The sequence below is a fragment of the Citrobacter sp. FP75 genome (assembly GCF_018342065.1).
In the GTDB taxonomy this organism is placed as follows: domain Bacteria; phylum Pseudomonadota; class Gammaproteobacteria; order Enterobacterales; family Enterobacteriaceae; genus Citrobacter.
This window is the reverse complement of sequence record NZ_JAFDOE010000012.1, coordinates 26,731-48,011: the sequence shown is the minus strand read 5'-3', so window position 1 is coordinate 48,011 and position 21,281 is coordinate 26,731. Positions and strand designations below refer to the sequence as shown.

The 21,281-nt window shown below is 50.6% G+C and carries 16 protein-coding genes; 12 read left to right on the top strand and 4 right to left on the bottom strand.

The annotated features are described in order from the left end of the window. The first annotated feature begins 19 nt into the window (after positions 1–19). From JQ822_RS23010 to JQ822_RS22965, 10 genes are all read left to right on the top strand, one after another. Positions 20–424 (top strand): DUF6750 family protein, encoded by a 405-nt coding sequence (locus JQ822_RS23010; protein WP_048227642.1) that lies wholly within the window; start codon positions 20–22, stop codon positions 422–424. A gap of 183 nt (positions 425–607) precedes the next feature. Next, positions 608–1,339 (top strand): hypothetical protein, encoded by a 732-nt coding sequence (locus tag JQ822_RS23005; RefSeq protein WP_069325142.1) that lies wholly within the window; start codon positions 608–610, stop codon positions 1,337–1,339. A 71-nt stretch (positions 1,340–1,410) separates the two neighbouring features. Then, positions 1,411–4,464, top strand: a complete 3,054-nt coding sequence (locus tag JQ822_RS23000) for a conjugal transfer protein (RefSeq protein ID WP_053389039.1) — start codon at positions 1,411–1,413, stop codon at positions 4,462–4,464. After that, positions 4,461–5,033: a conjugal transfer protein TraV gene (locus JQ822_RS22995; protein ID WP_161556285.1), complete on the top strand. Its 573-nt coding sequence runs from the start codon at positions 4,461–4,463 to the stop codon at positions 5,031–5,033. Before JQ822_RS23000 ends, JQ822_RS22995 begins: the two co-directional genes overlap by 4 nt. A gap of 12 nt (positions 5,034–5,045) precedes the next feature. Then, positions 5,046–6,248 carry a conjugal transfer protein TraW gene (gene traW / locus JQ822_RS22990; protein WP_048227644.1) on the top strand — a complete coding sequence of 401 codons (1,203 nt, stop codon included), beginning with the start codon at positions 5,046–5,048 and terminating at the stop codon, positions 6,246–6,248. Next, positions 6,245–6,787: a conjugal transfer protein TraX gene (gene traX / locus JQ822_RS22985; RefSeq protein ID WP_094935555.1), complete on the top strand. Its 543-nt coding sequence runs from the start codon at positions 6,245–6,247 to the stop codon at positions 6,785–6,787. The genes traW and traX overlap by 4 nt, the downstream gene beginning before the upstream one ends. A 56-nt stretch (positions 6,788–6,843) precedes the next feature. Next, entirely contained in the window at positions 6,844–9,006 is a 2,163-nt protein-coding gene (locus JQ822_RS22980) for a DotA/TraY family protein (protein ID WP_053389037.1), read from the top strand. A 61-nt stretch (positions 9,007–9,067) separates the two neighbouring features. Then, the gene (gene excA / locus JQ822_RS22975; protein ID WP_053069310.1) at positions 9,068–9,700 is read left to right on the top strand and encodes a plasmid IncI1-type surface exclusion protein ExcA; all 633 of its coding nucleotides are present in this window, start codon (positions 9,068–9,070) and stop codon (positions 9,698–9,700) included. A gap of 302 nt (positions 9,701–10,002) precedes the next feature. Next, a complete protein-coding gene (locus tag JQ822_RS22970) occupies positions 10,003–11,211 on the top strand; it encodes a secretion/conjugation apparatus DotM-related subunit (protein ID WP_053389036.1) in 1,209 nt (402 codons plus the stop codon). Positions 11,212–11,263: 52 nt separating this feature from the next. Further along, on the top strand, positions 11,264–12,463 hold the full coding sequence (locus JQ822_RS22965; protein WP_053389035.1) for a thioredoxin fold domain-containing protein: 1,200 nt from the start codon (positions 11,264–11,266) through the stop codon (positions 12,461–12,463). A gap of 55 nt (positions 12,464–12,518) precedes the next feature. On the opposite strand, the gene JQ822_RS22960 is transcribed toward JQ822_RS22965, so the two are convergent. Then, the gene (locus tag JQ822_RS22960) at positions 12,519–13,649 is read right to left on the bottom strand and encodes an RNA-guided endonuclease InsQ/TnpB family protein (RefSeq protein WP_058687261.1); all 1,131 of its coding nucleotides are present in this window, start codon (positions 13,647–13,649) and stop codon (positions 12,519–12,521) included. A gap of 108 nt (positions 13,650–13,757) precedes the next feature. Here JQ822_RS22960 and trbC point away from each other — a divergent pair, with 108 nt between their 5' ends. Then, on the top strand, positions 13,758–16,058 hold the full coding sequence (gene trbC / locus JQ822_RS22955) for an F-type conjugative transfer protein TrbC (protein ID WP_053389033.1): 2,301 nt from the start codon (positions 13,758–13,760) through the stop codon (positions 16,056–16,058). 72 nt (positions 16,059–16,130) lie between these two features. Further along, positions 16,131–16,400, top strand: a complete 270-nt coding sequence (locus JQ822_RS22950; RefSeq protein WP_048227650.1) for a hypothetical protein — start codon at positions 16,131–16,133, stop codon at positions 16,398–16,400. 30 nt (positions 16,401–16,430) lie between these two features. Here the strand turns inward: JQ822_RS22950 and JQ822_RS22945 are convergent, their stop codons facing one another. From JQ822_RS22945 to JQ822_RS22935, 3 genes are all read right to left on the bottom strand, one after another. Then, positions 16,431–17,207, bottom strand: coding sequence for a hypothetical protein (locus tag JQ822_RS22945; protein ID WP_094935554.1), 777 nt, complete (start codon positions 17,205–17,207; stop codon positions 16,431–16,433). Positions 17,208–17,332: 125 nt separating this feature from the next. Further along, entirely contained in the window at positions 17,333–18,484 is a 1,152-nt protein-coding gene (locus tag JQ822_RS22940; protein WP_048227653.1) for a Fic family protein, read from the bottom strand. Positions 18,485–18,579: 95 nt separating this feature from the next. Beyond that, entirely contained in the window at positions 18,580–21,279 is a 2,700-nt protein-coding gene (locus JQ822_RS22935) for a relaxase/mobilization nuclease domain-containing protein (RefSeq protein ID WP_058687263.1), read from the bottom strand. Between the last annotated feature and the right edge of the window lie 2 nt (positions 21,280–21,281).

Here is a 21,281-nt window from a genome sequence, read left to right as displayed (position 1 = left end):
TATAACCCAAGGAGACACCATGTCACTTTTCCGTGCTATTTCCGCGCGTATTTATGCCGTTGTTATTTTCTGTCAGCTGACCATGATGAAGTGCCGTGAGCGAATGATTCAGGGGTTGTGTGCCCTGGCCACGTTCCTGTTACCCGGCATGGCCTTCGCCGAAGGCGATCTTGCTGACATGCTTAGCAGCGCCGCTGCCGGTGCTAAAAGTGGTAAAACTTCTGGCCTGGAAATTGCCCAGGCGATCGGAGTATTCATCTTCATCGGTTCCCTGCTGGCTTTCAAAAAAGTTGGTACCAACCCGCAGATCACCGTGGGCCGCTGCTGTGCAGGTCTGGCTATTGGCGGTCTGCTGGCCGTTGTCCCTGAAGTTATGAGTCGTACCCAGAAACAGCTTGGTACCAGCTCCGTCAATATCAGCTAAGCACAGGAAAGGGTCGGTGTTTACCGACCCTTTCAGGAGAAAACGATGAGTAATAAGAAAAAGACACCTGACCTTCGGTGGCTACATTCACTTCCAGTACCTGATGTTGTCCATACCACAGCCCCCCAGCTTCCTGCCCCTGTGAGCGTTTCAGGGGGACGCTGCTATTGCTGCGGTGCTGATATGAAACATCTGTTTATGTTACCAGAATCTCTGCCCTTAACCCGACTTGCGGAAGAAGCACATGATGCAAAGGCCAGACTCGTCAGAGCGAAAGATACGCTGGCTCAGCTGGCGTCCCGCCCCACGCCACAGGTACCGGCTGAATACGAAAAACATACTCGTGCACTGAAAGCCGCACAAACCGGGATGCAGCACGCATCACTTGCAGCCCGCCGCCTTGCCCTGCGCCAGATTCCCACCGCGCTTCTGACCGATACCGGTTTACTGTCTGATACTGAATATGCTGAGTTCGAACGGCTCACGCAGCCGTTTAATCTCTGTTTTATCTGCCACGCCTGGCATGCCCTCAACGGGTTTGCTGCTGCTCAGGGGGTAATGGTCTGGTTACCGGATCTGCATCCACGTAATGTCGTCGCCCTGAACCGAAAAGCGCTGCAGGCCGTCTTCAGCAACATTCCTTACAAAATTCGGGAGGGTCGCCGGGTGCTGTCGGAATTGACCCGGCATCGATTGCCTCTGGAAGAACGTTTCGGAGGGTGGCGGCCTGCTGATTATGCCGACGCGCTTAAACGCTTCCCGCCAGTCATTCGCGATGACATGCGACAGAAAATGAATGGAGTGGCGTTGATCCTTACACCGGATTCAGTAACGGACAGTGACGTGCTGTCAGAAATCCCGCAGAAAAAAATAGTATCGGCGCTGCCCACTGGCACCACTGTCACACAAAACTGAAGCGCACCTCGTCACACAGATGCGCCATCGAGCCCATCAATACACGCCATCCTGGTGGAGTCTTCACTGCTATGAATATCAACCGCCTTGTCTTCGCCATTGAAGACGTTATGAACACCTTTTCCCGTTTCACCATCTCTGCTGACTTTGTCGACTATTGCGACATTCGCACTGTGATCGGACTGGACAAACACGACCTGGAACTCAGACCCTGGCTGGAAGCACCTTATATTGGCGTAACCCATCATGGTTATTACCTCTCTGCATTTGAAATTTCCGGGGCATTGCGTGAACTATCAGAAACCGCCTCAGCCGACCATCCGGATGCGTTTGAAGGAATGATCGCGCACCTCACATCCACACTCAGTACGACCTGGAAAAATACCGGCCATAAGTTGGCCTTCATTTTTGAACGAGATCCGGAAAAAGGGCGTGACGAAGTCAGCACCATGATCGCCCCACAAAAACGCTCAATTCAGCACATCGGCATCCAGTTGGATGACCTGCTCAATGAAAAGGTAAACGTAATTTCACCTTGGCTTGTCCGTGAGCGATGCTGGCTTGCCGTCTGGAGTTCACCGACACTGGTGAGCCATCAGGAAAGAGCAGATTTCAATACCACCGTTCGGGCTATCCAGGATAAAGCGCCGGTCGCGCGCTTTGGACAGGAGCCCTGGCGCTGGCAAATGTCTGGTCTGAAGATCAGGCATGACAGCTTTATCTCTACTCTTGAAAAAGCACTCGTACGCGGCGGAGACGGCTTACTTGTCCGCCTGCTAGACGTGCCTGAGTTCTGTAACGAAATCAGACGTGAAACAGCACGTAACAGCACATCGGCAGCATGGCGCCCGGCACTGCCGGGGAAAGCCGCACCCTCGGGTACGCTTCAGGATGATGACGCCACGGCTCTGCTTGCTCCCTTCCTGAATTTTCAGGTTTTTGGTTGTACACCAAAAACTGAAGGTAATCTTGTGTTTGCAGAGGGACTATGGCATGGCATGGTAGCCATAACTCTGCCTCCTCAGAACCCCAGCCCCTTCAATGAACTGGTTAAACTGGTTCCACGTGCCGTTCCCTGGCGTATTCGGATCGATATAATGCCGGGTGGGATGAAGGCGCTGGGCTGGAAAAAGAATATTTCATCATTTGGACAATTTATTCCCTCCATTCGTCCTCTTTACGACGCTTTTACGCAGTTGGCTGAAACGGATGAACGAGATCCAGTTTGTGTGATGACCATTGTGGCTTCCACCTGGGGGCGTACCCGTGAAATATGCACCCGTAATCAGATGCTGCTTGAATCAGCTATGCAGGGATGGGGAGTCTGTAACACGACCACAACCTTCGGTGATCCACGTCGGGGATGGGTAAACAGCATGCTGGCAGCGTCAGCAGGTTCAGGCCCCGTCCCGCTTTATCCGCCACTATCCCATGCGCTTTCTATGCTGCCCTTCAACCGACCAGGTTCCGTCTGGCGCGGGGAAGGTAATTTGATGCTGCACACTGAAGACGGCTGCGCCTGGGAAGTTGGGCTGGGTTCTTCACGACAGAACAAGCACACCGAACTTGCACCAGGTGACTCAGGTCTTGGTAAGTCGGTACTGATTAATACCCTGACGGAAATACAGGTATCTTCCGCCCAAGTTTCACTTCCCTATGTGGCGCATATCGATAAAGGGTTCAGCGCTATGGGGTTCATCCAGCTGATTCGTGACAGTCTGCCGGAGGAGCGAAAGGACGAAGCCGTCGGTATTATTCTCAGCAACGACCCGTCTAAGTCGCGCAATGTTTTCGATATCCTGTACGGTGCCCATAAGCCAGTAACGCCGGAGAAGCAATTTATCGCGTCCATGTTGATGGCCTTCTGTATAGAACCGGATAAAGGGACGCCTCCTAACCCGACCGATACCCGGCAGATAGTGAACCGCCTGATTGATCTGGCGTTCGACATGCGCAGCGGTATTGAGCCAAACATGTTCCGGTCAAACGTAGAGCCAGAAGTGGATGAGGCACTGGAGTCATCCGGGTTGAGAGATGAGCACGATCAGGAATGGTGGACTGCGACGCCATGGTATGAAGTACGTGATCTCCTCCATGAGCGCGGGCAGTTATCCGCGGCTCAACGGGCGCACTATCAGGCAGTACCCGAACTCGCTGATATGCCAGCGCTACTACGCAGTGAGGCAATTCAGGAGAGTTTTGGCAGAGTACAGCGTGACGGTTCACAGGAGCCACTGCTGGAATACATTGAGCGTTGCATGATTCAGGCTCGTCAGGACTATCCGATGATGGCCAGTCGGACTCGTTTCGCGCTGAACCCGAACACACGCATTATTGCCGTAGACTTAAACAACGTCGCCGGCGATAAGACTCCGGCAGGCAGACTGAAAACCGGCATAATGTTCCTCTTTGCTGGCCACATAACAGCTGGTGATTTTACGCTTCCTCAGTATCAGGAAGAGATAGTGAAAACGGTGCCAGAAGCCTATCTCCCGGGCATTATGCGGCGTATCAACCAACTCGACAGCGAAATGAAAACCAAAATCTACGACGAGTTACACAACGTCAAGGGCATTGATTTCATCTTCGAAGCGCTGGACACGCAGGACAGGGAACAGCGTAAGTTTGGCATCCGCACGGTGTTAAGTACCCAGTTCCTTACCGACTACCCGAAAAGCCTGCTCGATTCTGCCAACACCCTCTGGCTGCTGCGCTACCGCCAGGAAGACATCCCTCTTTTACGGGACAGTTTTAAGATCCCCGAACACAATCTCCATGCTTTCCTGCGTATGCCAGCCGGTCCTGCTGCAGACGGTAGTGGAGTACCGATGCTGTGTATGATGCGCACGACCCAGGGCACGCTGGCGCGGATTGTCCGGTTTACGCTCGGACCGCTGGAGCTGTGGTCGCTTAACTCAGACAAAAAAGATGGTGCGCTACGCAAAAATCTCTCCGCGACGATCGGCACTGCCCGTGCCCGTCAGTTGCTGGCAGATAAGTTCCCACGTGGGTCTGCAAAAAAACTCATTGAGTACAGAGAGCGTAACAGTGGCGTCCGTGGTGATAAGGGTGTCATCGAACTGATGGCGGACGAAATGATTAACGAACTGGGGTATGACCTGTGATGTGTTCCATCCACCTGACGCCACGCTGCCGTCGCCCGGCAAAGGGACAGGTCAGACTTTCACGCCTGATGATCGATGTTGACGGCGTGGAGTTTGTTCTACCATCTCGTCACTTTCGTACAGACAGTGCAGTGAACTCTCGTGCTGTATACGCTACTGATCGTCGGGCTCCACAAGAAGCCTGTGGCGTTCTTCTTACGATCAAAGATCGTCCTCGCCAGTTGGTTACTACGGCCATATGGCAGGTAAAAGAGCCAGGCGAACAGGTGCGAGAATCGCGTCATGTGGTCCAGTGGCTGTTACCTGAGGATATAAGGACGGTGTTAAGTGATGATACCTGGTTATGGCCGGAGGGGGCAGAGACCCCACAACTCAGCCCAGGAGACTGGCCGGTACTGGATATTACCCCTTCAACTCACTCACGGATCGCTCGTCGTGGGTTGACTATCATAGACACCCGCAGCCGGGAAGGACGTATCAGCAGACGCTTTCAGACCTTCCCTCTGGTAGCCCTCGCCCCCGACCCACAGTCAGCTCGCCTTCCCAACGTATTTACCCCGCTCAACTAAATGGAGAATTTCATGATACAACGCCATCTCCCCGCGCTGGCGCTTGCCATCGCGTCCAGCCTTCCCACAGTTGCCAGTGCTTTCACCGTCAACGTGAACTCCAGTGTTCCGATAACTACTCAGGTTCTGCCTGAGATGGCCACCATCCAGGCAACGCTGGTCGAAATACTACAGATGCAGCAGGCCACCGGTACAGCAATCACACAGAATGCTGACAAGCTCGGCGCGCTGATTAATCAGGATGGACAGGCCACCCGTCAGCAAATGATTTTCAATAATGAAACCCAACGGCTGGAAGAAGCTCGACAGAGTTTTTCGGTACCGGATTCGATCTGCAGTGATTCAGCCTCCGGCGTTGCTGCACAAAGTAAAAGTGCGTCAGGTAGTACCGCATCAAAACTCTCTTCCGGCAAAGGCGTTTCCAACTCAGCGGTGCGTAAGAGGATTTCCACTGCATCAGAAGAGCAGGCCCGCGACGCTTATGACGGTGCGAACGTGCATGCAGCGTACTGCACAGCAGCAGAATATGAGCGTTTTGGTGGGACGGGGATCTGCCCAGCCGTCAGCAAAATGCCCGGTGGTGACAGCCAAGTACGCTCGATCTATGGTGGAGCAGGACCGGAAGGGACGGCACCAGCACTGTCCTGGACACAGGAACAGACCGACGCCGCAATGGCCTACATGAAAAACACATCGCGCCCTTCGGCCGGTCGCACGCCCGGTAAAGGTGAAGTCAACACCGTAACCGGACGGACGTATGTAGGATTGCTCAACGAGTACAACGGTATCACCGATGCCGCCTCTGAACCTCAGCTCTCGCTGATTGCCGACAGTAAGCCCAGTGAAACCACCCGTGATGCCCTGAAAGAAGCACTGCAGTCCCCTTCCGCAGCGCAGTATTTTGATGATGTGGCTTCACCGGAGGCGAAAGCGAAAGGCTACATGAGCCAGCGAGAATTTGAATCCTTTGAGGCCGGACGTCGATATGCCAATACAGCCTATCTCTCTGACCTGCAGCAAATGAACGGAGATAACCTTATGCGCGAACTCATCCGAACCACGGCGCAGATGAACTGGCAACTTAATGACATTAAAGAGTTGATACGCAAAGGGAACGTTATCGACGGCCAGTTGCTCGCTGCCTTTGCCCGTCAGTCCTATGCCCCACGACTAAAACAACTCGAATCAGCCATGAACCAGGGAGCGGCCAAATGACATCTGAAAAAATAGTCTCACGAAAAAAAAGCCTCACCGGGCGTATCACCATCGGATTGCTTAGCATCTTTCTACCTGTGCAGGAAACAAAGTGGTTTCTACGATCAGCTCGACACATGACATCACGCAATCTGGAGCGAATGCGTGATGCCTTTCCTGAGCTTAACACCGACGACAAACTGCCTGCTTCTCCTGATTGGGAAAAAGCCGTTGAGGAATCCGGCTGTACTACCGAACAGCTGGATAAGGGGTATGTTAGCCAGCGCCGGCGCTGGCGATTTCTGTTCTGGCTTATGATTATACTCGTTCCGCTTGCACCACTGACAACATTCATCATCTGTGGGAGTATCACTGCACACCAGATCAGCACCTGTGTGGTGCTGTTTTCCGGCGCTGGCGTGGCGTGGTCAAAAGCGCTAATCGTAACCTATCGACTGTGGCAGTTACGCAACCGGCGTGTGAGTCTTGCTGAAGGAGGCACCTTTCAGCATTTCAGGACGGAAACACATGCCTTACGAGATTCCATTCTCGGAAAATAACGGCCCTCTTCTGCCCCAACCGCCATCCCGGCATTCATGTTTTATCCGGAGTTACCGTGAAAAATCTCATTCGTGCGCTTTGTGCAGGGCTGCTTATACCTGTTATCCCGGCACGCGCCGGTGTCACTTACGATGATATAGTCTCTGCTGCGACCAATGCCCAGGACCTTTCCCGACAGGCTCTGGTCACTATCTTCGGCGACGTGGTGCTAGACCCTCTCGCCGCCGGTAATACCACGATGATCGGGAATCTGTTTGCGCTGTTTAACGGAATTATTGCCGTCCTTGCCGTCGTCTGGTTTGTGATTATTGGCCTGAAGCACATCAACAAAACGGGGCATCAGGGCAAGGTATTCAGTGGCGATCGCGATATCACCAGTACACTGAGTACAGTCTCAGGATTCTTGATGATTATCCCGACAGCCAATGGCTGGAGCATGTCTCAGCTCATCATCCTCTGGGGCGCATCGATTATGGGCGTGGGCTCTGCCAACCTGATGGTGTCCAAAGCTGCAAGTGATATTGCCAGCGGCTACTCCCTGACGGTGCAGCCCACCCAGGCCTCGACCCGTACATCTGCACGCGGTATTTTTGAGATGCAGCTGTGCAAATACGCCATCAATACGGCACTGGACGATTACAGCAGCACTGCCAATTCCACCACAGCAAAAATGACTGAGAGATTCGGTTCGTCTGGAGGAAATTATACCTACCGGGTCACGAACGGCAGTGGAGTGTGTGGCACAGCAACAATTCCGGAACAACAGAAATCAGGCTCCTCGTCTGGCTCTGGGAGCTTCTTTAATCCCTTCAGTAATAGCGACACACGTGAAGTCGTGGACGCACAAAACAAAGCGATGGAAGCCATGATTCAGGATATGGATAGCGCTGCCAGCGAGTTTGTTACAGGATTTATGAATAAGCGAACGACCGGAAACGGCACACTCCCGGATATAGAAACGCGCATTCAACGAGCTGCCAACAACTATGAACAAACAGTACAGCGTGCGCTGCCGGCACAGAGTGAGCAAAATGGCATTCAGGATGCTGTCAGGAATTACCTCGATACATACGGCTGGGCGTCTCTCGGCGCCTGGTATCAGACTTTCGCAACGGCCAACCAACGCCTGACTGAAGTTGCCAGTCGCGCACCGGCGACCAGTGGGATGTCCTCTCTAGGGGAAATTGGCAGCGGAGAACTTTTCAGTGCAGTAATGAGCGCATACAGAACTCAATTGCAGAATTCGAGTTACAGTCCGGCGTTGGGGACCACTATCTCAAACGATGAACAAACGGCAGTAGATGGGAATGATCCAAATAGTTATTTCATGAAAACTGTCGGTGGGCCCATGCAGAGGTTAACCAACTACTTAGCAACTTCATTAAGTGGAACAGGTTCTGTAAATGGGCAAGTTAACCCGCTTATTAAGATGAAAAATGTAGGCGATTACACGTTTGGAGCTGCCGAAGGCACATTAACTGCATACACAGCTGTTCGAATCATTGCAGCTGCTGGGGAAGGAAGCTTGGTAGGTAAAGCGCTAGATTTATCTACCGGCACAGTCAGCGCGATTAATAAAGGTCTGGATGCTATATCTCCAGCAATATACTTCCTGCTGCTGCTCATGTTTACGGCTGGGTTTACCTTATCAATCTACTTACCGTTTATACCATTCATTTTCTGGATGACAGGGATTGGAAACTGGATTGTCAGTGTTCTTGTTGGCTGTGCTGCAGGCCCTCTGTGGGGAGCTACACATCTAGGTACTTCACAGGATCGAGGTAGTCGTGCTGCGTACGGCTATATCTACTTGATCGACACGATGATACGCCCAACCCTCATGGTGTTTGGATTCTTTTTCGCATCTGTCGCGATTATAGCTGTAGGTACAATCTTACACGCATTGTTCGGAGCAGCTCTGGTCAATGTTCAGGCAAATTCTTTGACCGGAGTTTTCAGTCTTGTTGGATTCTTAATGATTTATGCACGCCTGTGTACAGCACTGGTATCCAGTATGTTTGCATTACAGGCATATCTACCGGACTACGTGATTTCATTCTTGGGCGGAAGGGATGCAGCCAATACCCTTGGCAGTATGGCTGGCTCAGTGAAAGATATGTTTATAGCCGGTGGGAGAAATATACGCCATACCCCTGGAGTTAATACAAAGGGTATGAATGGCCCCGATGGAACAAATAATGATGGAATCAAAAGTTGAGATGTGGACATCTATCCAGTAGTGCTATAATATTGATTGAAATACCTAAGGAGGGTTGACTGTGAAAGATAGATTCCCTAAATGGTGGCTTCCATATTATGTAGTCAGAACTCTATTCTTGCGGTTCGGAGTTATTACATTAGTTTTACTTGCTCCGCTATTTACTTTATATGTATCGAGCGGGGATTATGTTATTGGAAGTGACTATATTTTTCTCTTTAGTCTTTGGTTTATGCTGTTCGCCCCATTCATCATAAATTACGGCATAGCCAATAATCGTAAAAAAAAGATCCTTGCTGTTATTGAGAAAATCAAGGATACAGGGCACTTCAAGCCGGACATCAACTCAGAAGGCTGGCTCTTCTGGCAAAGTACCTATCTGGGTTTCGACTTCCAGCAAGGAACGTTTTTGTACATCAGAATCTATCCTGGCAACGTTATGGATGTCATTGGTTTCGATGCTTACAGCCTTACCCGTACAGAGGTTGAAGACTCAAAGCTGCGCCTGTTCACAAAGTTTACATCGTTGCCGATGATTCTTATTGATACCGGCGCTGCATCCAGTATTGCTAACCATTTGCACGCAATGAACAATAAAGGATACAGCTATAACTTTAACTTCAATGATGTCGTGAATAAAAAACGTGCCGAGATCGAAGTTCTGACAGGACTACCAGTTCCCGTTCTTGCCTAAAACACATCTACTCCCCTCCAATAAATAGCCGGTTTAATTACCGGCTATTTTTATTAAAGTAGATCATTGCCCTGAAAATTCACTCTAAAACAGATAATGATAATTAAAACCACAATCTGACTCCTTATTGATTATTACTCAAATAAAGGGGATCCATATCAGATCCACAATAATTTAATTTTTAACCAATCAATATATTTTCACCTTCCGTTGCCATCAGTAAACACGCCTACAGACTTTAGATAAGTCCATGCGTTGTTGCCCTTTTTTATTCAGTTAGTCTTCATCTTGGGAGTTTATCCATGACATCCGCTCGCGTGGGATCGAATGACCCGCTTGAATTTCTCGGCGCCCTCGCCATCCTGGGAATTATGGTTCTGCTTGTCGCTTGGCTGTACTTGCCCGAGTTTGTGTATTGGTCATGTTTCATTTTGCATATCCTGTGGGGTATGGCTGACTTTGGACCATTCCATACCTGGGCCGCACCGCGCTATAACCTGTTGGCCGTCACCGCCAACAATGCCCAATACATCACGTACGATCAGTGGATCAACGTGATGGAGCAAACGACAGGGATCTTGATGATATTCCTCATTCCCCTGTCCACCGCTTCCCTGTGGAGCTGGTTACACCATCCAGCCCGCAACTGGCAAACTCGGCGGGTACTCGACATAAGTACATTGCCGTTCGCCATGGAAGCTATTTCTCCTGCAATTTCCCCCATCCTTAGTGAGGGAGATGCCAGTCGTCTCTTGTTGGATAAACGTCGTCCGGAAAGACGTCCGGCACAAACCCCGGAAGGTTTCGTAGAAGAACATCAACTCATCAGTAACATGCAGCTCGATGTTGCCCGCTGCCGGGCTGTTTTCATGGCGCAGCTGGGACGTCCGCTGAATGGATGGAAAAGCCTTGCGCCGCATGAAAAAACTCTGTTCGCAATATTCGGCCTTCAGTTTTTCCTGGACGATCGCCCGGCAGCAAAAGCGCTGATGGATGAACTGAACCGTTCCTGCCGTCTCAAAAGTCGCCGTGATAAGGGGAAATTCTCAGTACCAGTCTATGCGCTGGCCAGAACTGCCTTTAAGCGTGTCATCCAGAGCGAAGGCGCGAAAAAGTGGTTGCATGAGCACCGCTACGTCAGAAGTGGCATGGTCTGGCTGTACGCACATGATTTACGGCTGACACCGCCTAACTGGTTATGGCTCAAGGGAGTGGATCGTCCCCTCTTCTATGCCCTGCACCGGGCAAACACCACCAAAGGATTTATTGAAGGAGCAGGTATCGTCGCCGTCGCCCGCACCGAGAGTGAGGCTATACGACTTGGCCTGCCCTGCCCGCAAGCCTGCGTCGATGAAGCCATTGAGGGACTGCGCATCGATATGCTGTCCTTGGGGCTAATCTGGGACGAACCTCAGCCAGACCTAGACCGCAAGCGCCGCATCCGGACCAACTGGTCACTGACGGAAGATGTTATCACTCGCCCGGGAGGCGACGACGCTCCCATCTTCTGAAAATCCGAACATATCTAACGCGAATTAACATACCTTCTACTGGAGTCTCCTTATGTCACAGAAAAGCACCTACACCACCTTTCGTTGTAACGATTTCATTTACGACACAATTGTGGTTTTACATCAAAGCGGAGACGGCGATCCTCAGGCCCTGCTCATATTCCGCGAACCACAGCGTATGGCCATTCATGATAAAAAACTCATTGCCTTTTATGAGCTTTCAAAAGAAGCCGTGACACTTCTTGATGACCCGATGCACGATGCCGCAGAAGTCTTCAACACCATTGCACTGCAACTCAAAACTCAGAGTAAGGCGGTGATAAAACGGCGAATTAAAGCCCTTGTCCTGTTTGTTGGCGGTGCGTTGATTGCGTCCTCGTTATGGTTCATGGGTACAAGCAACCATACCTCACTTAATTTCAGTAGCACAGAACTGACAATACCTGAAGGGCCTGCCCCTGTTCAGCCACAACAGTCTGCCGCTATTCAGGGACAACCTAAAATGACGGTTCTCCCGTCGACTGACAATACTGTCAGCCACGCTGTACAGGCTGAATCCGCCAACATGCAGAATATTATGAAGGAAAGCCATGAATCCTTACCGGCCTCTCCTGCTGAAGCATTGCAGACGGCAGCAACACCGATAACTCCACCCACGCCAGTAACAACAGAAGCGACGGAACAGTCAGCCCGACAGAAGATGGTAGCCATACTGAAGCGCAGCGCCGATCGGGGTCTGTTCACCATCCCACTCTCAACCGGACATGAACGTACGCTGTATGCATTCCTCGACCCAACCTGTGCGGTTTGCAAAAGCATGGAACCAGCAATCGAACAGCTGGCACAAAATTACAACGTGGTCATTTTCCCTGTATCTGTAGTCAATGACGGTGGCGATGCCGTAGATAAAATCGTTCCGGTATTGTGCGAGAAAGACCTGACTGCCCGTGCTTTAGCATGGAGCGACCTTTTTCGCCCGGACGCAGGCATGCAGGTTCCTGGACAGGCGACCTCTCAACAGGTGAGTTCAGACTGTTCCGTGTCGGCTCAAGCCGTAGTGGCCGTAAACGATACAGGCTTCCGCGCATTTGGTTTCTCAGGTACACCGACAGTGCTGACTGACACAGGCATTCGTCTGGCAACAGGCATGCTGGCCGCACCTGATAAAATTGCTCACTTCATGAAAATTACCGATCCAATGACACAAGAACAGGTCGACCGTTTTGTGAGTTCCCTTAGCATCCAGGAGTAACCCTTGACTGCTCCCAGCCCTGAAGAACGGGGATTCCCACTTCAACGAGCCGAACCTAAGCCGCGTGATGCGGTTCAGGATTTACAGGCTCTCCATGGGCTAACACTGCCAGCCCGGCAGCTTTTATATTACGGGCCGCGTTGATATCACGATCATGGTCTGCCCCGCATTCAGGACAGAGCCACTGACGAATATCAAGAGGCATGTTTTTCATGGTAAAGCCGCAACAGCTACAACGTCTGGAAGAAGGGAAATACTGGTCGATAGCGACAACGCTACGCCCTGCCCATTCCCCTTTGTACTGTAGCTGGCGAACAAGTTCGCTCCAGCTTGCGTCAGCTATCGCTTTTGACAGCTTTGGGTTGCGGATCATGTTTTTCACCTTAAGGGATTCGACGCAAACAACTTGGTTTTCGTTAATCAGTTTGCGGGACAACTTATGCAGGTTATCCATCCGGCAATCGGACATTTTCGCGTGGAGTTTGGCGAGCTTTAAGCGGGCTTTGGCACGATTGTTTGAGCCTTTTTTCTTCCTGCTTAACATGCGTTGCTGCAAAGCCAGTCGCTTCGCATATTTAGCCGTGTGGCGTGGATTGCTGGTTTTGAATCCGCTGTCGGTGACGAACAAATCTTTTAAACCAACATCAATGCCGACCGTGGAAACGGTAATCGGCAGTGATACAGGTTCAAACTCGCAAAGACAGGATACGAAATATCGTCCGGCGGCATCTTTGGTGATAGTGACAGTGGATGGCGCAGACGGCAACTGACGGCTCCAGCGCACATATAACGGCGCCTTGCTCTTTGCCATGTACAACTTGCCGTCACGATATTTAAACGCGCTCGCAGTGAACTCAACCGCCTGCTTGTGGCGTTTGCTTTTGAAGGCTGGATATGCGGCTCGTCCGGCGAAGAAGTTAGCAAAGGCCATTTGTTGGTGGCGTAGCGCCTGTTGCATGGGTACGCAGGAAACGTTATTCAGCCAGGCGAATTCTGGCTCTTTTTTCAGTGCAGTTAATCGCGCGCTGGCTTGTATATAGCCGATCTTTTCCTTTCGCTCGTAGTACGCATCCGTGCGCCAGCGGAGGATGCTGTTATAGACAAAACGTACACAGCCAAACGTCTGAGCTAAAAGCTCAGTCTGCTCTGGTGTCGGGTAAAACCGGTATTTATAGGCGCGTTTCATCGTTTCACATACTAAAGAGGACAATTTGATTATGCAAAAGGCAGTTAGCCGGAAAACCGCTTCCTTTCCTCCCCGGCCTAAAGGCCGGGGTTTCCCGGAGGCATTCTGATGAATAATACGCCCGTAAATCAGGCGCTAATGAAGCGCAATGCCTGGAATTCCCCTGTTCTTGAGCTTATGCGCGACCACCTGCTGTATGCCGGAATTATGGCTGGAAGTGTGGTGGCGGGTTTTATCTGGCCACTCGCCATACCGCTCTTTCTTTTGCTGACCATAGTGGCCAGCATCAGCTTCGGTACCCACCGCTGGCGCATGCCGATGCGAATGCCAGTCCACCTCAATAAAGTAGATCCGTCTGAAGACAGGAAGGTACGACGCAGTTTTTTCAGAGCATTTCCCTCACTGTTTCAGTACGAAACAACGCAGGAAAGCAAAGGTAAGGGGATATTCTACATTGGCTATAAGCGAATGAATGATATCGGACGCGAGCTGTGGCTCACCCTTGATGATCTGACCCGCCATGTAATGTTCTTTGCCTCGACCGGTGGCGGGAAAACCGAAACCATCTATGCGTGGATGCTCAATTCATTTTGCTGGGGACGGGGATTCACCTTTGTTGACGGCAAGGCGCAGAACGACACTGCACGTACCTGCTACTATCTGGCTCGCCGCTTTGGGCGTGAGGACGATGTGGAGTACATCAACTTCATGAACAGCGGCATGTCCCGCAGTGAGATGATCCAGAACGGAGATAAAAGTCGGCCACAGTCTCACCAGTGGAACCCCTTCTGCTACAGCACTGAGGCCTTTGTGGCTGAGACGATGCAATCAATGCTGCCGACCAACGTACAGGGTGGAGAATGGCAGTCCAGAGCTATTGCAATGAACAAGGCGCTGGTCTTTGGCACAAAGTTTTACTGTGTCCGTGAAAACAAAACCATGTCATTGCAGTTGCTCCGCGAGTTTATGCCGCTGGAGAAACTGGCCGGGCTTTACTGCCGTGCCGTGGATGATCAGTGGCCAGAAGAAGCTGTCTCTCCGCTCTATAATTATCTGGTAGACGTACCGGGTTTCGATATGGCCACCGTGCGGCAGCCTTCAGCCTGGACAGAAGAGCCGCGCAAGCAGCACAGCTACCTGACGGGCCAGTTTCTGGAAACCTTCAACACATTCACAGAAACGTTCGGCAATATCTTCGCTGAGGATGCCGGCGACATCGATATTCGTGACAGTATTCACAGCGACCGCATACTCCTGGTGTTGATCCCAGCCATGAACACGTCGCAGCACACAACCTCTGCACTGGGGAGAATGTTTGTTACCCAGCAGAGCATGATCCTGGCCCGGGACCTTGGACACAAGCTGGAGGGACTGGACTCAGAAGCGCTTGAAATCACCAAATACAAAGGCAAATTCCCCTACATGAATTATCTCGATGAGGTGGGAGCCTACTACACTGAGCGAATAGCCGTTCAGGCTACACAGGTACGCTCTCTTGAGTTTGCACTTGTAATGATGAGTCAGGACCAGGAGCGCATTGAAAATCAGACCTCAGCGGCCAACGTCGCAACCCTTATGCAGAACGCAGGCACCAAAGTCGCCGGAAAAATCGTGAGTGATGATAAAACGGCAAGAACAATCAGTAATGCTGCAGGGCAGGAAGCCCGGGCGAATATGGTCAGCCTGCAGCGGCAAGACGGTCTCATTGGCACTTCCTGGATCGATGGTGACCACATCAATATCCAGATGGAGAACAAAATCAATGTGCAGGACCTGATTAAGCTACAACCCGGTGAGAACTACACAGTGTTTCAAGGTGATCCAGTTCCAGGAGCATCTTTCTACATCGAACCTCAGGATAAAACATGCAATGCCCCCGTCATTATCAATAGATATATCACGATTAACCCACCGAATCTTAAGCAACTGCGAAAACTTGTCCCACGAACAGCACAGCGCCGTCTGCCGGCAGCGGAGAACGTCAGCAAAATCATTGGTGTACTTACAGAAAAACCCTCGCGCCGGCGTAAAGCGGCCAGAACTGAACCCTGGAAGATAATCGATACCTTCCAGCAGCGGCTGGCCAATCGGCAGGAAGCACACAATCTGATGACAGAATATGACATGGACCACGGAGGACGGGAAGAAAACCTCTGGGCAGAAGCGCTGGAGATCATCAGAACAACCACTATGGCGGAACGAACAATCCGGTACATCACACTCAATAAACCTGAGTCAGAATCGACGGAAGTAAACGCTGAAGAAATTCAGCTGGCGCCGGATGCAATATTGAGGAACCTGACACTTCCACAACCTGCCTATGTTCCTCCTGCCCGGCACAGAAACGAGCCATTCTTCTCCCCAAAACAGACAAGTTCACCACAGCCAGATATGGAATGGCCAGAGTGACAGTTCAAAAATTTGTCGGGTTTTAGGAACAACTGCCGATAATCAAAATGATATAGCACAAAAGGAAATGAAATGAAGAAACTAATATTTGCCGCACTCTTTGGTTTTTCAGCCGTTGCCGCTGCAGCGCCCCAACCTGTTGTAGACGCCAATGCCGTGGCGCAGTTGACTGAAATCCGTAACATCCTCCTCACGAACCAGCAGAAGGCGTACGCCTGCTCCGATGGCGAGAAGCTTTATACCGTCGGGTTGCAGATTAAACATGATGGTTCTGAATACAAATGTGTTTTAAAGAATGACCACGCGGAATGGGAAGTAGTTCCACGCATTGCATTTAACTAAAAAAGGCCGCGAAAGCGGCCTTTTTTGTTTTTATAGTTCTGCTTTGGAGGTAGCTGAGTCAAAATTCAGTGCTTTCGAATACGACCGTTGCTCATCCTTAGCGATCTTGCTCGTTTCTTCCATATCAAAGTCCGGATATTTTGTTTTAACCGCTTTGCACAGGTCTTTCAGGTGCCCTTCTGCTTCACATACTGCGTTCCGGAAATCATCATGAGCAGCCTTTGCCAACGGATCAGTATGTACATTGTGCTGATGGCCGAACTTCTGCAGATGAGGGTTATTGGTTTCAACGAAGTACCATGCATAAGAAAATGCCCGCGAGCATGACTGGTAAAATAGCTCTACAGATTTCCTGATTTCTTTGTCATGAAGATGGAACTGAGTAGCCTGAATATAACCCTCAACACCGTAGTGGTAATGAAGTGCCGGAATATATACCCACGTTATTTTTCCGTGATGGAAAAACCAGTCATAAGTAGGCAAGTGCATCTGGCTGAATAACTCATAAAGAGTATTTTTATCTTCCTTGTCTTCTGCAGTCATCTTCTTTTTTGATGGCCAGCGATCCAGTGTTTCGTTCGCTATCAAACAGAGCAGACCCAGCCCCAGACATACCCATCCACTCGTGCTCGTATCTGGTATATTAATGCTTGCGTACCTGGATAAAAATGCGTTCACATAGGGGACCCAAAGTGGCCCTGACAACATCGATATACCGGCAGCTATCAGCGCCCTGGTGACCCACTTACGTAGTTCTGGAAAAAAAACGCGAAATATTTTCCAGAAAAATTGCTCATCAATTTTCAAATCATATTTCCTGGGCATACCCTATGCCGCGGTGGAGGCCACAGTGTATTCGTGAAGAAAAAGCTAAGACAAGGCACAGAAACCCTTGCAGGCGACGTTAAAAAGTATTGGAGTAGCTATAACCCTCACTCATTTCTCAAGAGGTCGACATAATCCTTATAGACATAGCTTTTCCCGCGAGCTCTGCCAGTCGTTTCAACAAGAATGCCTGTAGCTTCGAGTACCTTGATCGCAGTACTGGCAGTAGGAAACGTTACCGCAAGTTCAGACTGAGCACGTTCGACAGTTAATCTTGGCATAACTGGCAGTAACTCAAAAAGACGCATGGTTTGCAAGGACGTCGAGGTGTTCGCAAGTAGCATCTTTCGATGCATGGCGATGAGAGAAGCTATCTGAATAATACTCCGTTGAGCCTCCTCAGCAGCTATCTCCACCCCTTCCAGGAAGAACGATACCCATTGCTCCCAGTTCCCATAGCTCCGTATCTCTGACAGACACCGGTAATATTCTTCCTGATGGCTTTTCAGGTACCCGGAAACATATAAAAGAGGTTCGGGCAGGACACCCCATTCTTCCAGCAGGATTGCAATAAGCAGTCGGCCAATGCGTCCATTACCGTCCAGAAAGGGGTGAATAGTTTCGAATTGCGCATGCACCAGGGCAATCTTAACGAGTGGAGGTAACGTCTGATTTTGGTCGTGAATAAACAGCTCCAGATCAGACAAGAGGTTCGTGACTTCTTCCGGGGGAGGAGGAACATAGACCGCATTACCAGGACGAGTTCCGCCTATCCAGTTCTGGCTGGTTCTGATGTTGCCGGGTTGTTTATTAGCGCCACGAATACCATTGAGAAGAACCTTATGCGCTTCCGTAATCAACCGCACCGATACAGGAAGACCTTCAGGTGAGTTAATTTGTTCCCGGACATACCGGAATGCCTGCAGATATTGTGTAACTTCTTCAACATCATCCGCATTGGCAACGGATAAACCTGCTTCGTCATCAAAAACGTCTGTCAGGGTAGCTTGGGTACCTTCCAGCTGGGAAGTTAGCAATGCCTCGCGGCGCAAGGCGCTGTAAATGAGCCACTCTCCGGAGGCAACGAGACCAGACATACCTGAAAGCCTGGCCAGGGCAAGTTCAGCTCGTGTATTTTGTTCTTGCCATACATGGGGATCCAGTTCTGGTTTCGTTGGTGGCAGAGGAAATGGCACAAAGGCATGAACAGCCTCATTGTGGCTTTGGGTGGTTTTGTAGTGGCCTGTTACTCGATTCATTAAAGCTCCTTTTAATAAGCTAGATAGTTATTAAAACATCCTTTAATAACAATATCACTAGTTAAAAAAAGCTTTAATACAGAGGCTGACTCTGTTTATCTTGGCGTCGGTGGTTCCCAGGTATTCTGATGTGAAGCTTGAGCATCCGGAGCATAACTGCTTTGATTCAACACATTTGTGAATTGTTGCTCATGCTCAACACGTACCTGGTCTACATCCGGCCGTGCGATATGGTATTCAGCTTCATCGCGGTGGTTCACATTGTGCCATGCCACCATTTTGGCAAATGCTGTATTGAACTGTTCATCATTCCCTTCTGGTGCCATCGCGACGGTCGGAGAACGACTGAAGAGAACCGGTGCGACTTTGACCATATCCCGCTTCAGCGAATCGTAATCGCCGGTGTTTCTGAAAATAACCCTGTCGCCATAGTCAGTGCAAATGTGACGACCTGTCTCCGGATCCCGGAACTGGACGCGACCATTTTTCTTCAGTGAAGCCTGTAGGCCAGGTACACCGGAATACATCGGCGTACCACCAGGTTCACAGATAACAACACATCTGCTGTCTGTAGTGGATTTCACTGCATTACCACGACGATCCTTGTAATCCCATCCCCTTAGCTGTGATATCGCAGCCTTGTCACCTTTCACCGCTTCAGCTTCAACCCACTGCCGGTAAGACGGCGGATACCATGTTCCCTGTCCGATGAGTTCAGCGCGTTCAGCTTTCATAGCTTCTTTCAGTGTAATCAGAGCCTGCATACGCTGCAGTTCTACAATATGGTAATACAGCTTTCTCACCAGAGGGTCTCGATGTTCGATACGGATGCGCGCTTTACGCATCCGGCATTCATCATGTATAGCCTGGTAGCGCTCACGACCACGCAAATCCGGACGCTGCCAGTTAGCCCGCCAGGCTGCATAACGGGCTTTCAGATCTTCTCTTGCAGCTGCGCGCGCTTCACGGCGCTGGCGACGCAATTCAGGGTCACGTTTCATACCAGGAATATCGCGATCGCTCACGGCCAGTTCCGGATTGTAACGGCTTACCGGCTTAACACGTTCAAAGATGTCTGCCGGCACTGGAACAAATGAACCAGCATGAGGTTCCGCACGCGCAAGTGTAAGATCCGGATGAACATGACTTGCCTTAACAGGAGTCTGTTCGCGATTATAGGCATCCATCACAACCAGCCCCTGCTGCTCACGAACTAACAACAACCCTTGTTTCGCAAACTGTTCATGACAGCGTTCCCAGGAAAAGTGTTTACTGCTTATAAGCGTTTCAATCTCCTGACGGCAGTGCGAAACAGCATAGCCCCAGAGGCTTTCCTTATCGGAGAAAATCTCGCGTTTCAGGGCTCCCTGTGGACCCGATCCTGTACGCAATTTTCGCCATTCCCGATCGGAAACTGGAGTTGCTTCCAGACCGCCACCAGTGAACTGTTCTGCAGGAGGAACCTGCTGGAAAATGTCTTTTGGTACCGGCTTCCAGCCACCTTTATACGAGTCCAGGACCGCTTTCGTTAGCGCAGGCCATACCCGTTCTGCCCTGACTGGTGTGCGCGTTGGATCATATCCATCACAGATAACCAGTCGATCATGTTGTTCTTTAAGATACAAACCCGACTTTGCGAGGAGTGTATGTACCGACTGTATAGTTCGTTGCGACGGGTCCTGATCAAGTGCAATCAGCGGTGCGCGTAAACGTGCGGTCGCATAGTCAGTTAAGGTATCTTTCTCTGTCATTCGTTCAGGACGCGACGGCACTGTAATTTTCTCAGGTTCGTAACGGCCAACAGCCTGGACTTGCGAAAAGATATCCTGTGCAGGAGGAGTAAACTCACCCAGTTTACGAATAAGTTTTTCGGTATCGAAAGCGTGACCAAATGCCGAAAGCGTTACGCCAGGACGCTCACTGTCCCAGCCATCCTTCACTTTCAGCTCGCCGTTATCCGCTGACAGGAACAAACCTTCTTTAGCAAAACGCTGATGGAGAGAAGACCAGTCAGTCACAGGTGCTTCCCGTAAACCGGCTATAGCAGTGTCAGCGATGTATTCTCTCAGGCTCTGAATACGACCACGCTTCCAGGCACTTTGACGATCACGTTCAATCGAAGTACGACGAACAATACGATTGTCAGGTGCAATCACATAGCACCCATTATCGGGCGAAAAGCCATGCTTAAGCTCCAGCTCACGGCAGGCCTTACTCAGTTTTTCCTGGCTGTAAGCGAGACGGTTAAGATAACCGGTCTCCGGGTGAACGCGGTTTACAGCGATGTGAACATGCAGATTATCCGTGTCAGTGTGAACGGCAGAGACGAACTGATGGCCGGCTAATCCTAGGCGAGAAAGCGTATGGCTGACCGAATCATAAATCTGTTCTGGACGTGGGCTTTCATGCGACTGCCAGCTCAGAATATAGTGGAATACAGGATCACTTTTGTTATGGGCGAACTTCGCTTTACGGGCCGAGAACTCCATCTCTTCGGCTGCGCTTTCAATTGACGTACAGTTGTGGAAACAGGTCACGCCGTAAAAATTTACCCATTCACTGCCGTCCGGCATCACGTCAACAAGCGAGATAAACGACTCATCACGCAGTTTCGTGGCATAATCAACAAGACGAGAAAAGCGACTGCTGTGCGGCATTTCCGGTTTTGTTCCGGATGCTTTAACAGCTTCCATCAAATCATCATCGCGCGGTTCATCACGAACAGAAACGTAAGACACCAAATCCCCAAAGGAGGACTTTCCGTCTTGTCGTTTCGGTGGAATAACTGCGATCATGA

What these genes read in the sequence shown, in the direction of transcription:
- JQ822_RS23010 (WP_048227642.1), top strand. Translation starts at nt 20, where the DNA reads ATGTCACTTTTCCGTGCTATTTCCGCGCGTATTTATGCCGTTGTTATT.
- JQ822_RS23005 (WP_069325142.1), top strand. Translation starts at nt 608, where the DNA reads ATGAAACATCTGTTTATGTTACCAGAATCTCTGCCCTTAACCCGACTT.
- JQ822_RS23000 (WP_053389039.1), top strand. Translation starts at nt 1,411, where the DNA reads ATGAATATCAACCGCCTTGTCTTCGCCATTGAAGACGTTATGAACACC.
- traW (WP_048227644.1), top strand. Translation starts at nt 5,046, where the DNA reads ATGATACAACGCCATCTCCCCGCGCTGGCGCTTGCCATCGCGTCCAGC.
- traX (WP_094935555.1), top strand. Translation starts at nt 6,245, where the DNA reads ATGACATCTGAAAAAATAGTCTCACGAAAAAAAAGCCTCACCGGGCGT.
- JQ822_RS22970 (WP_053389036.1), top strand. Translation starts at nt 10,003, where the DNA reads ATGACATCCGCTCGCGTGGGATCGAATGACCCGCTTGAATTTCTCGGC.
- JQ822_RS22965 (WP_053389035.1), top strand. Translation starts at nt 11,264, where the DNA reads ATGTCACAGAAAAGCACCTACACCACCTTTCGTTGTAACGATTTCATT.
- JQ822_RS22960 (WP_058687261.1), bottom strand. Translation starts at nt 13,649, where the DNA reads ATGAAACGCGCCTATAAATACCGGTTTTACCCGACACCAGAGCAGACT.
- trbC (WP_053389033.1), top strand. Translation starts at nt 13,758, where the DNA reads ATGAATAATACGCCCGTAAATCAGGCGCTAATGAAGCGCAATGCCTGG.
- JQ822_RS22950 (WP_048227650.1), top strand. Translation starts at nt 16,131, where the DNA reads ATGAAGAAACTAATATTTGCCGCACTCTTTGGTTTTTCAGCCGTTGCC.
- JQ822_RS22940 (WP_048227653.1), bottom strand. Translation starts at nt 18,484, where the DNA reads ATGAATCGAGTAACAGGCCACTACAAAACCACCCAAAGCCACAATGAG.
- JQ822_RS22935 (WP_058687263.1), bottom strand. Translation starts at nt 21,279, where the DNA reads ATGATCGCAGTTATTCCACCGAAACGACAAGACGGAAAGTCCTCCTTT.